The organism is Terrabacter sp. Ter38, from assembly GCF_024519435.1.
In the GTDB taxonomy this organism is placed as follows: Bacteria; Actinomycetota; Actinomycetes; order Actinomycetales; family Dermatophilaceae; genus Terrabacter.
In genome coordinates, this window is record NZ_JALJRZ010000006.1 from 100,308 (window position 1) to 113,341 (window position 13,034).

Annotated in this window: 15 protein-coding genes; 3 read left to right on the forward strand and 12 right to left on the reverse strand. The window is 72.1% G+C overall.

The genetic code is table 11. The features are described from left to right. Positions 1-17: 17 nt before the first annotated feature. From thpR to NR112_RS13735, 5 genes are read right to left on the reverse strand one after another with little or no spacing between them, the layout of a single operon-like run. Positions 18-578 (reverse strand): RNA 2',3'-cyclic phosphodiesterase, encoded by a 561-nt coding sequence (gene thpR / locus NR112_RS13715; protein WP_256794864.1) that lies wholly within the window; start codon positions 576-578, stop codon positions 18-20. Continuing rightward, positions 575-1,759, reverse strand: coding sequence for a CaiB/BaiF CoA-transferase family protein (locus tag NR112_RS13720; RefSeq protein WP_256794865.1), 1,185 nt, complete (start codon positions 1,757-1,759; stop codon positions 575-577). Before NR112_RS13720 ends, thpR begins: the two co-directional genes overlap by 4 nt. Further along, positions 1,756-2,004: a hypothetical protein gene (locus tag NR112_RS13725; protein WP_256794866.1), complete on the reverse strand. Its 249-nt coding sequence runs from the start codon at positions 2,002-2,004 to the stop codon at positions 1,756-1,758. The genes NR112_RS13720 and NR112_RS13725 overlap by 4 nt, the downstream gene beginning before the upstream one ends. Further along, a complete protein-coding gene (locus tag NR112_RS13730) occupies positions 2,001-2,381 on the reverse strand; it encodes a sterol carrier family protein (protein ID WP_256794867.1) in 381 nt (126 codons plus the stop codon). The genes NR112_RS13725 and NR112_RS13730 overlap by 4 nt, the downstream gene beginning before the upstream one ends. Before the next feature lie 43 nt (positions 2,382-2,424). Further along, on the reverse strand, positions 2,425-3,306 hold the full coding sequence (locus tag NR112_RS13735; RefSeq protein ID WP_256794868.1) for an LLM class flavin-dependent oxidoreductase: 882 nt from the start codon (positions 3,304-3,306) through the stop codon (positions 2,425-2,427). Positions 3,307-3,328: 22 nt separating this feature from the next. On the opposite strand from NR112_RS13735, the gene NR112_RS13740 reads away from it, so the two are divergent. Together NR112_RS13740 and NR112_RS13745 are read left to right on the forward strand one after the other, a co-directional pair. Next, positions 3,329-4,120, forward strand: a complete 792-nt coding sequence (locus tag NR112_RS13740; RefSeq protein ID WP_256794869.1) for a GNAT family N-acetyltransferase — start codon at positions 3,329-3,331, stop codon at positions 4,118-4,120. A gap of 68 nt (positions 4,121-4,188) precedes the next feature. Next, positions 4,189-4,935 carry a fused MFS/spermidine synthase gene (locus NR112_RS13745; RefSeq protein WP_256795070.1) on the forward strand — a complete coding sequence of 249 codons (747 nt, stop codon included), beginning with the start codon at positions 4,189-4,191 and terminating at the stop codon, positions 4,933-4,935. Positions 4,936-4,953: 18 nt separating this feature from the next. On the opposite strand, the gene purL is transcribed toward NR112_RS13745, so the two are convergent. The 5 genes from purL to NR112_RS13770 all read right to left on the reverse strand — a co-directional run bounded on the left by purL (position 4,954) and on the right by NR112_RS13770 (position 9,762). Continuing rightward, on the reverse strand, positions 4,954-7,254 hold the full coding sequence (gene purL, locus NR112_RS13750) for a phosphoribosylformylglycinamidine synthase subunit PurL (protein WP_256794870.1): 2,301 nt from the start codon (positions 7,252-7,254) through the stop codon (positions 4,954-4,956). Continuing rightward, the gene (gene purQ, locus NR112_RS13755) at positions 7,251-7,946 is read right to left on the reverse strand and encodes a phosphoribosylformylglycinamidine synthase subunit PurQ (RefSeq protein WP_256794871.1); all 696 of its coding nucleotides are present in this window, start codon (positions 7,944-7,946) and stop codon (positions 7,251-7,253) included. Before purQ ends, purL begins: the two co-directional genes overlap by 4 nt. After that, positions 7,943-8,308, reverse strand: coding sequence for a phosphoribosylformylglycinamidine synthase subunit PurS (gene purS, locus NR112_RS13760; protein ID WP_374512408.1), 366 nt, complete (start codon positions 8,306-8,308; stop codon positions 7,943-7,945). Before purS ends, purQ begins: the two co-directional genes overlap by 4 nt. Before the next feature lie 93 nt (positions 8,309-8,401). Then, positions 8,402-9,019, reverse strand: a complete 618-nt coding sequence (locus NR112_RS13765) for a hypothetical protein (protein WP_256794872.1) — start codon at positions 9,017-9,019, stop codon at positions 8,402-8,404. Between the two features lie 173 nt (positions 9,020-9,192). After that, positions 9,193-9,762, reverse strand: coding sequence for a GNAT family N-acetyltransferase (locus NR112_RS13770; RefSeq protein ID WP_256794873.1), 570 nt, complete (start codon positions 9,760-9,762; stop codon positions 9,193-9,195). A gap of 120 nt (positions 9,763-9,882) precedes the next feature. Here NR112_RS13770 and NR112_RS13775 point away from each other — a divergent pair, with 120 nt between their 5' ends. Beyond that, positions 9,883-11,589, forward strand: a complete 1,707-nt coding sequence (locus NR112_RS13775) for an HNH endonuclease (protein ID WP_256794874.1) — start codon at positions 9,883-9,885, stop codon at positions 11,587-11,589. 5 nt (positions 11,590-11,594) lie between these two features. Here the strand turns inward: NR112_RS13775 and NR112_RS13780 are convergent, their stop codons facing one another. After that, positions 11,595-11,993: a GNAT family N-acetyltransferase gene (locus tag NR112_RS13780; RefSeq protein WP_256794875.1), complete on the reverse strand. Its 399-nt coding sequence runs from the start codon at positions 11,991-11,993 to the stop codon at positions 11,595-11,597. Between the two features lie 89 nt (positions 11,994-12,082). Then, positions 12,083-12,988 (reverse strand): phosphoribosylaminoimidazolesuccinocarboxamide synthase, encoded by a 906-nt coding sequence (locus NR112_RS13785; RefSeq protein ID WP_256795071.1) that lies wholly within the window; start codon positions 12,986-12,988, stop codon positions 12,083-12,085. Between the last annotated feature and the right edge of the window lie 46 nt (positions 12,989-13,034).

Consider the following 13,034-nt stretch of genomic DNA (forward strand, 5'->3'; position numbering starts at 1 on the left):
GGCGACTCGCCCGCGGATCATGCCCGCAGCGGCAGCTCGGCGAGCACCTCGTAGCGCGGCCGCCGACCCCGCCCCTGCCCGAGGTGCGACTCGACGAGCACGAGGTGGTCGACCCGCCAGGCCGGCCCCTCCCAGGCGTCGAGCGCGCGGATCCAGCGGGTCGCCTCGGTGGGCTGATGGAAGCGGCCGAGCGTCAGGTGGGGATGGAAGCGCGTGCCGTCTGGCGTCGCCCCCGCCGACGTGGACGCACGGCGTATGCCGCCCGCCACCGCCCCGAGGTCACCGCGCACCTCGTCGACCCCCGCCCAGAGCACGCGGGCGGCGTAGGGGTTCGGGAAGGCTCCGGCCCCGGCGAGCTGCAGGACGAGGGGATCGCGCCGTGCGGCGGACCGGGCGAGCGCCTCCGTGAGGTCGTCGAGGCGCGCCTCCGGGACGCCGCCGAGGAAGGCGAGGGTGACATGCCACTGGTGGCGGTCGGTCCAGCGGATCTCCGGACCCGCCTCGCGGCGCGGTCCGACGTGCTCCTCCAGGTCGTCGAGCACGTCGTCGGGAGGGACGACGGCGACGAAGAGCCTCATGGCGCGGACGCGGCGCCCGAGGCGATGAGCGCGTCGACGTCGTCGATGCCCCACGCGGCGAGGGCGGCGCGGGTGTCGGCGCCGGGCATGGACGGTGGGGTGCCCAGCGCAGCCGGGGTGCGGGAGAATCGGGGCGCCGGGGCCGGCTGGAGGCGGCCATGGTGCTCGACGTAGGTGCCGCGCGCCGCGAGGTGCGGGTGTCCGGGTGCCTCGGCGTAGCTGAGGACCGGCTCGACGCACGCGTCGGTGCCCTCGAAGACGGCCGTCCACTCGTCGCGGGTGCGGCTGCGGAGGGTGTCGGCGAGCAGGGCTCGCAGTGCCGGCCACGTGCGGGGGTCGAGGCGGTCAGGCGCGGTGTCGGTGAGGTCGGTCAGGCGCAGCAGCTCGGCATAGAACGCTGGCTCGAGCGGGCCGACCGCGAGCCAGCCGCCGTCGCTCGTCTCGTAGACGTCGTAGAAGGGGGCGCCGGTGTCGAGGAGGTTGGTGCCGCGGCGGTCGGACCAGAGGCCGGCGCCCACGAGGCTCACGACGAGCGAGGAGAGGTGGGCGGTGCCGTCGACGATCGCCGCGTCGACGACCTGTCCGCGGTCACTCGTGCGGGCCTCGAGCAGGGCGGCGAGCACGCCGACGACGAGGTAGAGGGCTCCTCCCCCGAAGTCGCCGACGAGGTTGACGGGGACCTGCGGAGGTCCGCCGGCGCGGCCGATGGCGTGTAGCGCTCCCGTGATGGCGACGTAGCCGATGTCGTGCCCGGCAGCGTGGGCGAGCGGGCCGTCCTGCCCCCACCCGGTCATCCGTCCGTAGACGAGGCGTGGGTTGCGCCCGAGGCAGTCGGTGGGCCCGAGCCCGAGGCGCTCGGCGACACCGGGCCGGTAGCCCTCGAGGAGCACGTCGGCCTGCTCGACGAGCGCGAGGGTCGTCGCGAGACCGTCGGGGTGCTTGAGGTCGAGGGCGACGGAGGGGCGACCGCGGCGCAGCAGGTCGGCCTCGGGCGCCAGCGGGACGGGCAGCGAGCCCTCACCGGGCCGGTCGACGCGGATGACGTCGGCACCGAGGTCGGCGAGCAGCATCGCCGCGAAGGGGGTGGGGCCGATGCCGGCGAGCTCGACGACCCGCACACCGGCGAGCGGTCCCTGATGCGCGCCCGGATCGCCCTCAGCGCCGACGACCGCAGGGGTCACGACTGGTCGCGACCCGACCGGTCGAGGAGGATGCCGAGGACGCCGGCCAGGCCGGTGCCGATGAAGGCCCCGAGGGCGCCGATGTAGAGCGCGCCGGTCGTCGTGGTGTATCCCTGCACCTCTTCACCCCGGAGCGAGATGACAGCACCCACGATGAAACCCAGCACGGCACCCGTGATGAGGAAGCGCTTGAAGTTGGGGATGCGGGGACGCTCGGGGCGGGTGGTCGGCGAGGGCTGGGTCACGAGTCCAGCCTAAGCGAGGTGAGCGGCAGCAGGCCGTCGAGGTGGGCCCGCTGACCGCTGGCCCGAACCCGAGCCGCGTCGAAGGCCGCCTCCCAGGCCAGGTCGCCGACGGCGAGGCGCAACCACGTGGACGCATCGGTCTCGATGACGTTGGGCGGTGTGCCGCGGGTGTGGACCGGGCCCTCGATGCACTGCACCGCACCGTGCGGGGGGACGCGCACCTCGACGGTGCGGCCGGGCGCGATGGTCGCGAGCTCCTCGAGCGTGTAGCGGACCGCCGTCGCCGTGGTGCGGCGGTCGGCCTGCCAACCGGCGTCACGGCAGGCGACGAGGGCGGCGTGGCCCTCGGCGACGGGGGTACGGCGGCGTGGCGGCATACCTCGCAGGCTATCGGCGCCCGCCGACGGCGGACCGAGGTCCTCAGCGCAGGCGGGGGATGACGTCGGAGACGACCTCGTCGAGCACCTCTCGGGTGGTGTGGAAGGGCTCCGTCGTGCGCGGCCAGTGGGTGATGACGTCGGTGAAGCCGAGGGCCGCGGCGCGGCCGACGGCGTCCTCGAACGTCGCGGCGCTGCTCAGCGAGAACGTCGGCGCGGAGTCGAGGTTGAGGTAGCGGGTGAGATCGGCGGGGTCGCGACCGGCGACCTCGAGAGCGGCGTCGACCCGGCGACTGTGACCGGCCACGAGCTCCCACCACTCGTCGTCGGTGTCGGCAGTGCCGCCGTAGGTCATCCACCCGTCGCCGCGCTCGACCGCCAGGCCGATCGACCTGGGGCCGTTGGCCGCGATGACGAGCGGCACCCGGTCGCCGCCGTCGCCGCCGCGGACCGGCCCGGGGAGGGTGCGCACGTCGCGGGCGGCGTAGAAGCGGCCGTCGACGGTGACGTGGTCGTCGCGCAGCAGGCGGTCGAGCAGGTCGGTGAACTCGGTGAAACGGGCGACGCGGTCCCGCAGCGCGAGGTCCTCGCCCATGATGCGCGAGTCGAGGTCGCCACCGGTCCCGATGCCGAGGAGGAAGCGACCGCCGGAGATGTCGTCCAGGGCCAGCACCTCGCGCATGAACTGCACCGGGTGGTGGTTGTTGGGTGACGACACGAACGTGCCGAGACCGATGCGCTCGGTGACGGCGGCGGCCGCGGCGAGGGTCGGCACCGCCGCGAACCACGGCGACTCGGGCAGGCCTCCCCACGTCACGTGGTCGAAGGTCCAGGCGTGGTCGAAGCCCATCTGCTCGGCCGCGCGCCACATCGGCTCGGCCTCGGACCACGGGTGCTCGGGCAGGATCGCCAGACCGAATCGCATGGGACGACCGTAGCCTGTCGGGGTGACGACGAACTGGGACGCAGCGGCCGTGCTCGCCGCCTCGAACGAGTGGGCCTGGGTGCCAGACAGGGCGCCGCACGTCCGGAACGACGAGTACCTCGTCGTCGCCTACCCCGACTACTTCCTCACGCCGACCTCGGCACGCGTCTTCGGCTCCGACCGGGACGCCGTCGAGCTCGCCGACGAGATCGCGGACGTCACAAGGGGACTCGGTCGCGACCGACTCTGGTGGCGACTGTCGGAGTTCACCCGGCCCGACGATCTCGAGCCCGAGCTCACCCGCCGCGGCGCGGCGGTCGTGGACCGGATGGACGTCCTCGGCCTGCCGCTCGTGGGTGCCGTGCCCGACCTCGCCGTGCCTGCCGACGTCGAGGTCCGTCGGGTGAACGATGCCGAGACGGTGCGCGATGCGATCCTCGTCGGCAACGACGCCTTCGGCGGCAAGGAGCCGACGGACGAGCAGATCGCGTCGTCGCTGGCGGAGGTCGAGCGCGGCCTCGCCGACGACTCGGGCGGGCGGTGGGTTGCCTACGTCGACGGGCGTCCCGCGGGCACGGGCGGCTACACGCTCGCAGACGACGTATGCCGTCTCTGGGGCGGCGGGACGCACCGCACCGTGCGGGGTCGTGGCGCCTACCGCGGCGTCCTCCACGCCCGGCTGGTCGCTGCTCGCGCTGCGGGCGCGACGCTCGCCCTGACGCACGGGGTCGTCGACACGTCCTCGCCGATCCTGCGCCGCGTCGGCTTCACCCGCTACGGCGGGGAGCGCACGCTCGTCCTGGACCTTGCGTGAGCCCGGGATCGACGGCGGCGCAGCACGTCTCGCTCGAATGGGACGAGCGCGGCGGCGTCACGGTGCACATGGACGGCTCGCCACAGTCGCACGTCCAGCCGGACGACCCGACGCTGCTCGTCTTCGAGTACGTCCAGCACCTCGCGCTCGCCATCGACACCCTGCCGCCGGGCCCTCTCGGGGTCACGCACGTCGGCGGCGCTGGCCTGACACTGCCACGGTGGGTCGAGGCGACCCGTCCGGGCTCACCGCAGATCGTCCTCGAGCCGGACGAGGCCCTCACGGAGCTCGTCCGCCGCGAGGTCCCGCTCCCCCGGCGCCACCGCATCCGCGTCCGCCCGGTCGACGGCCTGACCGGCGTGCGAGCCCTCCGGGACGACTCCGCCGATGTCGTCGTGACCGACGCCTACGCGGGAGGCTGCGTGCCAGCCGAGCTCGTCGGGACGGCATACGCCCACGAGGTGGGGCGGGTGCTCAAGCCTGCGGGCATCGCGCTGTGGAACCTCGCCGACGAACCCGGGATGCGTTGGGTCGCAAGGGTCGTCGCGACGGTGGCCACGTCGCTGCCGCACGTCGCGGTGATCGCGACGCACGAGGTGCTCAAGGGCCGGAGGTTCGGCAACTCGGTGCTCGTGGCCGGCGCCTCGCCACTGCCGGCGGAGGCACTGAGGCGTGACGTCGCCCGGGCCAACCTGCCGACCGGGCTGCGTGACGGTGCAGCCTTGACGCGGCTGCTCGCGGGTGCAAAACCCTTTGACGACAGTGGAATGCAGAGCCCGCCACCTCCCGAGGCCGGGAAGTGGCGGGCGCGTTGAGCTGATGAGGCCGGCGTCTCAGGCGCCGAAGACCGCCGGGAGCGTGAACTCGTGCGCCGACTTGAGCTCGGCGACCGAGACGGAGAAGTGTCCGATGACGTCGAGGTCGCGACCCCCCGTCACGCCGATGCGCGCGTGCGGCACGTCGCCGAGCATCGCCTCGAACTCGGCGGCGTGACCGGCGGGCACGGCGACGAGCGCCCGGGCGCTCGACTCGGAGAAGAGCGCCGTGAAGGCATCGAGGGGGTTGCCCTCGGCGTCGGCACCGATGGCATCGAGTCCGTCGACGGTGACGCCGACGCCGTGGCGCATGCATGCCTCGGCCAGCGCGATGGCGAGGCCACCCTCGGAGAGGTCGTGCGCGGCCTCGACGACGCCGGTGCGGGCCGCCTCGACGAGGACCCGGCCCAGGGCCTGCTCGGCCGCGAGGTCGACCTTCGGCGGGAGGCCACCGAGGTGCTTGTGGACGACGTGCGCCCACTCGGACCCGTCGAGCTCGTCCCGCGTCGTGCCGAGGAGGTACACGTGCGCGTCGTCGCTGCGGAAACCCGATCCGGAGCGCTTGGAGACGTCGTCCATGACCCCGAGCACGCCGATGACGGGCGTCGGGTGGATCGCGACGTCACCGGTCTGGTTGTAGAACGACACGTTGCCGCCCGTGACGGGGATGCCGAGGAAGCGGCACCCCTCGGCGATGCCGCGGATGGCCTCACGGAACTGCCACATGACGCCCGGGTCCTCCGGCGAGCCGAAGTTGAGGCAGTCGGTGACGGCGAGCGGGGCGGCACCGGCGGTGGCGACGTTGCGGTAGGCCTCGGCGAGCGCGAGCTGCGCACCCGCATACGGGTCGAGCTTGGCGAAGCGGCCGTTGCAGTCGGTCGACACGGCGACGCCGCGGCCCGTCTCCTCGTCGACGCGCACGACGCCCGAGTCGTCGGGCTGCGCGAGGGCCGTGTTGCCGAGCACGTACCGGTCGTACTGGTCGGTGATCCACGACTTGTCGCAGAGGTTGGGCGACCCGAGCAGCGTCAGCAGCTGCGCCCGGATCTCCTCGCCCGTCTGCGGCTTGGCCAGCTCGGCCGTGCCCGCAGCGTTGAGTCCGTCGAGGTATGCCGGCCGGGCCAGCGGGCGGTTGTAGGTCGGGCCCTCGTGGGCGACCGAGCGCGGCGGCACGTCGACGATGACCTCGCCGTGCCAGGTGATGACGAGGTGGTCGCCGTCGGTGACCTCGCCGATGACGGTTGCCTCGACGTCCCACTTGTCGGTGATGGCCATGAACTCGTCCAGGTGCTTCGGCTCGACGACCGCCATCATGCGCTCCTGCGACTCCGACATGAGGATCTCCTGCGGCTGCAGGCTCGCGTCGCGCAGCGGGACGAGCGAGAGCTCGACCTGCATGCCGCCGTCACCGTTGGAGGCGAGCTCGCTGGTGGCACAGGAGAGCCCGGCACCGCCGAGGTCCTGGATGCCGTCCACGACGCCGGCCGCGTAGAGATCGAGGCAGCACTCGATGAGCACCTTCTCGGCGAAGGGGTCGCCGACCTGGACGGCGGGGCGCTTGGTCGGGCCGCCCTCGTCGAACGTCTCGGACGCGAGCACCGAGACGCCGCCGATGCCGTCGCCGCCGGTCTTGGCGCCGAAGAGGATGACCTTGTTGCCGGGACCGGACGCCTTCGCGAGGTGGATGTCCTCGATGCGCATGGCGCCGACGCAGAGCGCGTTGACGAGCGGGTTGCCCTGGTAGCAGTCGTCGAAGACGACCTCTCCGCCGATGTTGGGCAGGCCGATGCAGTTGCCGTAGCCGCCGACGCCCGCGACGACGCCCGGCAGGACGCGCTGGGTGTCGGGGTGGTGCAGGTTGCCGAAGCGGAGCGGGTCCATGACGGCGATCGGTCGGGCGCCCATCGACATGATGTCGCGGATGATGCCGCCGACGCCCGTCGCGGCGCCCTGGTAGGGCTCGACGTAGGACGGGTGGTTGTGCGACTCGACCTTGAAGGTCACGGCCCAGCCGTCACCGATGTCGACGACGCCGGCGTTCTCGCCGATGCCGACGAGGAGCTTCTCGCGCATCTCGTCGGTGGTGTTCTCGCCCCAGAGGGAGAAGTGGATCTTGCTCGACTTGTAGGAGCAGTGCTCGCTCCACATGACGGAGTACATGGCGAGCTCGGCGATGGTCGGACGGCGCCCGATGATCTCGCGGATGTTGGCGTACTCGCCGACCTTGAGGCCGAGCTCGGCCCACGGCTGTTCGACGTCGGGCGTGGCCGCGGCGTGCTCGACGGTGTCGAGGAGGGGCGCGGTCTGGGTGTCGCTCATGCGGTGGCTGCGCTCTCGAGGGTCTGCTTGATGATCGAGGTGAAGAAGCCGCGGCCGTCGAGGCTCGGGCCGTAGCCCTCCTCGACTGCGTGCTCCGGGTGCGGCATGAGCCCGACGACGTTGCCGCGCTCGTTCGTGATGCCGGCGATGTGGCGGTAGGAGCCGTTGGGGTTGCGGCCCTGGGCGTCGGGGACGTAGCGGAAGACGACCCGGCCCTCGCCCTCGAGCGTGTCCAGCGTCTTCTCGTCCGCGACGAAGCCGCCCTCGCCGTTCTTGAGGACGATCGTGATCTCCTGGCCGGCCTCGAAGTCGGACGTCCATGCGGTGGAGGCGTTCTCGACGACGAGCCGCTGGTCGACGCAGTTGAACTTGCGGTGGTCGTTGCGGATCAGCGCCCCGGGGAGCAGGTGGCTCTCGGTGAGCACCTGGAACCCGTTGCAGATGCCGAGGACAGGCAGACCGCCCCGGGCCGCGGGCACGAGGGCGTCCATGACCGGCGCGAAGCGTGCGATGGCGCCGCACCGGAGGTAGTCGCCGTAGGAGAAGCCACCGGGCAGGATGACCGCGTCGACGCCCTTGAGGTCTGCGTCGCCGTGCCAGAGCGGGACGGCCTCGCCACCGCACTCGCGGACGGCGCGCGCTGCGTCACGGTCGTCGAGCGAGCCGGGGAACGTGACGACGCCGATCCTCACTGCTCGCCGTCCTCCGCCTCGTCGGGCTCGCCGTCGGCGTCCGCTGCTGGAGCGTCGGCCTCGTCCGCTGCGGGAGCGTCGGGCTCGTGCGCCGCGCTCCCCTCCGCCCCGCTCTCGTCGAGCACGTGCACCGACACGACGTCCTCGATGACCGGGTTGGACAGCAGGGTCTCGGCGGCCTCACGGGCTGCTGCGAGGTGCTCGTTCGTGACGTCACCGTCGACGGTGAGCACGAAGCGCTTGCCCTGGCGGACGTCGGTGAAACCGGTGAACCCGAGCCGCGGCAGTGCGCCGCCGACGGCCTGCCCCTGGGGGTCGAGGATCTCGGGCTTGAGCATGACGTCGACGACGATGCTTCCCATCAGTGGTGCTTCTCCCTGGGCTGGATGGGGATGGAGGCGTCCCGAGGGACGGCCCGAGTCTATCGGGCGCCGTGCGGGCCCTCGGACAGCGTCTCAGCGCGACTGCAGGGCGTCGAGCGCGACGGCCATCGCCATGCCGACGCGCCAGTCGATGGGCTTGCCGTCGGCGAGCGCCGGGAGGGTCACGTGGTAGACGTCCTTGACGCCGGCCTTCTTCGTCGAGGTGAGCGCGACCGACCCGTCCTCGGCGGCGAAGTCGAAGTGAAAGAGGAACGGCACGGGGAGGTCACCGACGACGGGGACGATGTCCCAGAGGCGGCGCACGAGGGCGACCTTGGCGTTGCGCTCCGTGCCGACGAACTCCCGTCCGTCGGGGAGTCCGAGCCTCCAGGTCGAGTTGACCAGCGAGGCCTTGAACTGCTTCTTGAACCAGCCGATCCGCTGGCCGCGGTTGTCGGTGACGTCGTAGCCGGAGCTCAGATCGATCCGCTTGCGCGCCTTGAACCCGAAGAGCGGATGAGTCTTGGCCGAGTCGGTGTAGAAGGTCACCTGCTCCTTCGCGGCCATCCGCTTCTGCTCGGCGAAGCACAGCAGGCCGAGCTCCTTGCCGAGCTCATCCTGGCGGACGATCTCGTAGCGGTTGACCATCATCGTCAGCTTCTGGCGAAGGAGATAGCGCTCGGCAGGGGCGTCGGCGACGGGCTCGGTCATGGGCCCAGCGTCCCACGGCGGCACAGGGCGACAGCATGCGTATGCCGCCGCGCCCGGGAAGGTGCCGACGCTCGCCGGGTGCCCGAAACGCATACGACAGCCGCCCTCCCGGCTGGCAGGGTGGCCGAGTGCCCGACGACGCCTCACAGACTCCGCGCATCTCTGCCCGGTGTTCAGTCCGGAGCGAGCCGGGCGTGGAGGTGCATGTCGTGCCATCCGTCGGGGTGGAGCAGGGCTGACCGGCGGGTGCCCTCGAGGTCGAAGCCGTTCTTGACGGCCACCCGACACGACGGCCCGTTGAGCACCGAGTGCATGAGTTCGACGCGGTGGAGCCCGAGCTCGAAGAGCCAGTCGGTCATGGCGGTGAGCGCACGTCCGGCCACGCCGCGACCACGGCCCTCGGGCAGCACCCAGTAGCCGACCTCGGCTACTCCTTCGTCGAGGTGCAGGACCGGGAGACCGACCCTTCCGACGAGGACGCCTGCTTCGACGACGGCCCACTCGGCTCCGGTCTCGGCCTGCCAGCGGTGCCACGCCCGCCCCCGGACCCACTCGAGCGCCTCTTCACCCGTCAAGGTGCGACGGTGCCACCGCTCGATGGCTGGGTCGACATACGCCCGGACGAGCGCGCCGGCGTCGGCCTCGACGAACGGTCGGAGGCTCAGGCCCGTGCCTGCATCGATGACCGGCTGGGACTGACCACTGACGGCTCCGGCCGGGACGGCCACAGGAAGCAACGACATGAGCCCATCCTCGCAGCCGGGGCTGACAGGGCGACCGACCCGGGAGAAGCGTTGGCGGACAGGTCAATTGGCTGTGGACAAGTATTGTCGGTCGCACGATCTCCATCTAGGATGGAACACATGTTCGAACAGGCGATCGATGCAGACGTGAGGAGAGCCGACCCGCTCGGCGTCTTCGTCGACGCGTCGCCCGCCACATCGGCCCTGATCCGAGAGGCGTCCGGCATCGACCACGGCGACCTCGCCGACGCCGACCTCATCTCTGCCATCGACGCGCTCGAACGGGTCAAGGCGGCGTGTGCCGCCGCCCAAGCACGACTGACGGCCCGTTTCGTCGAGTCACAGGCGCAGGTCGCCACGCGTCTGCGGGCAGAGGCGCAGGCGCGCTCCGACGCCGGCGACTTCGACGGCTGGGTGGCGGCACGGGACCGGGCGCGCGCCCTGGAGCTCGGACCGTCGCCGTCCGAGACGCAGGGCCGTCGCCGTGCTCCGTCGCGGTCCGATCGCCGGATGACGCTGTCTCGCACCGGGGTGTCGGCGCAGGTCGGCCTCGCACGACGGGAGTCACCATTCCGGGGTGCTCGGCTCGCGAACGCGTCGGTCGCCCTCGTGCAGCACCTGCACCACACCCTGGAGGCGCTGGGCGCCGGCGTCCTCAACGAACGTCGCGCCGAGATCGTCGTGCGCTGCACGAGCCACCTCGACCCAGAGCTCAGGGCGCAGGTCGACAGCGAGGTCGTCGGGGCCCATCTCGACCTCACCGACCCAACGGCCCCGGGAGGCGTCGGTTCCTGGGGCGACCGCGAGCTCGAGCGTCGCCTCCGCGCGTGCGCCGACCGGCTCGACGCGGTCGCAGCGGTCGAGCGGTGCCGCATCGCTGAGAACGAACGGCGTGTATCGATCCGACCGGTCCCCGACGCCATGGCTCTGGTCACTGCCGTGCTCCCCGTCGCCCAGGCCGTCGCGGTGCATGCCGCCCTGACGCGGGCCGCCCTGTCCGGCAAGGCAGCAGGCGATGAGCGGGGGAAGGGCCAGCTGATGGCCGACACGCTCGTCGAGCTCGTCACCGGACGGTCCGTGGCCGACGACGTCCCGGTCGAGGTGCAGGTCGTCATCACCGACCGGGCCCTGATGGCGGGAGACGAGATACCGGCTCACGTGCCCGGCTACGGCTCGGTCCCGGCCGCCTGGGTCCGCGAGCTCCTCACCCGGCGTTCCGAGACGGAGGCGGACGACCGTGCTCACCGTGCCACGATCGCGCTACGTGCGGGGCAGTCGCGCACCGAGGAGGCCGACGGCTCGGAACCGCGAGAATCCCGGAACGAGCACACCGCGAAGGTCTGGGTGCGTCGACTTTTCACCCACCCGTCCACCGGGACCCTCGTGGCGATGGACAGTACCCGTCGGCTCTTTCCGCCAGCGCTCCGCCGCTTCGTCGTCACGCGCGACGGCACGTGCCGCACACCTTGGTGCGATGCACCGATCGCGCACGCCGACCACGTCGAGCCGCACGCCGACGGCGGTCCGACGAGCGCGGCCAACGGCCAGGGCCTCTGCGTGCGCTGCAACCTCGTCAAGGAGGAACCGGGCTGGTGCTCGGAGGTCGTGCACGACGGACTCGGCCCGACCGACGCCCGCACGCACACGGTGCGCACCACGACACCGACCGGGCACCGCTATGGATCGACCGCTCCCCCGCTGCTCCCGATGCGGCCACCCGCAGCTGCACGGCCTCGAGCACGCGGCCCGGCGCCCGACGGACGGGCCGAGGTCATCCGGCTCGAGCTCTACCGGCGCACCGACCTCGAGGTCGAGCTCACGGGCTGACGCCGTCAGAGCACGAGCTTCATCCTCGGCGCGCTCGTCAGGACGAAGCCGAGCCGTTCGTAGAGCCGCCGCCCGGCGGGAGTCGCGCTGAGATCCACGCGGTCGGCGTCGATCGATCGGGCCCACTCGACCACGTCGCCGACGAGGAGGGTGCCGAACCGGTGTCCGCGATGCTCCGGCAGGGTGATGACGTTGGCGAGCCGCACCGTGCGACCGCGCGCGCAGTGCGGGTTGGGAACGCCGACCTCGAGCGTGCCGATCGCCGTCGCGACGATGACGCCGTCCACCTCGACCACCGGGAAGCGAGCGACCGTGCCGTCGTCGACGGCGCGTACGAACCAGTCCTGCGCGTGGCGCCGCCAGGCGGCACCCTGGCCGCGATCGCCCTCGCCCGCGTCGTACACGATCGCCCACAGCGAGAGCAGGCGGTCGAGATCGGACGACGTAGCGGCACGGAGTCGTCCCTCCGGGGCGCCGGTGCCGGCCTCGCCGGTCAGAAGGTCTCTCCCGTGAGCCGCTCGTAGGCCTCGACGTACTTCGCCCTGGTCTGGGCGACGACGTGCTGGGGCAGCTCGGGTGGGGGCCCGCCCGCCTTGCGGTCCCAGCCCGACTCGGGCGAGGTCAGCCAGTCGCGGACGAACTGCTTGTCATAGGACGGTTGCGGGCGCCCCGGCTCCCACAGCTGCGCCGGCCAGAAGCGCGACGAGTCCGGGGTCAGCACCTCGTCGGCGAGCACGAGTCCGCCCGTGCCGTCGGACGACAGGCCGAACTCGACCTTCGTGTCGGCGATGAGGACGCCGCGCTCGGCGGCGATCTCGTTGCCCCGGGCCAGGATCGCGCGCGTCAGGCGCGACACCTCGGCTGCGATTTCGGCACCGAGCTCGGCCTCGACCTCGTCGGGCGACATCGGCAGGTCGTGCTCCCCCACGGGCGCCTTGGTCGTGGGAGTGAAGACCGGCTCGGGCAGCCGCGAGCCGTCGACCAGGCCCTCAGGCAGCACGACGCCGGAGACGGATCCCTTCTCGCGGTACTCCTCGAGACCTCCACCCGTCAGGTAGGCCCGCGCGATGGCCTCGACCTTGAGCATGTCGAGCCGGCGCACGAGCACCGCGCGGCCTGCGACGGCGTCGGGGACGTCTGTCGAGATGACGTGGTTGGGCACGAGGTCGGCGAGCTGGTCGAACCACCACAGCGACAGCCGGGTCAGCACGGCACCCTTGTCGGGGATCTCGGGCGACATCATCCAGTCGTAGGCCGAGAGCCGGTTCGAGGCGACGAGGAGCAGCTGGTCCTCGACCACCTGGCCGTCTTCACCGACCGGCGCGTAGAGGTCACGCACCTTGCCGGAGTAGATGTGCTCGTAGCCAGGCAGGTCGATCGGTAGGTCGGTCACGCGCACAGCCTGCCACCTGCCCAGCTGATCGGGCAGGGTGCGCTCGGGGGGA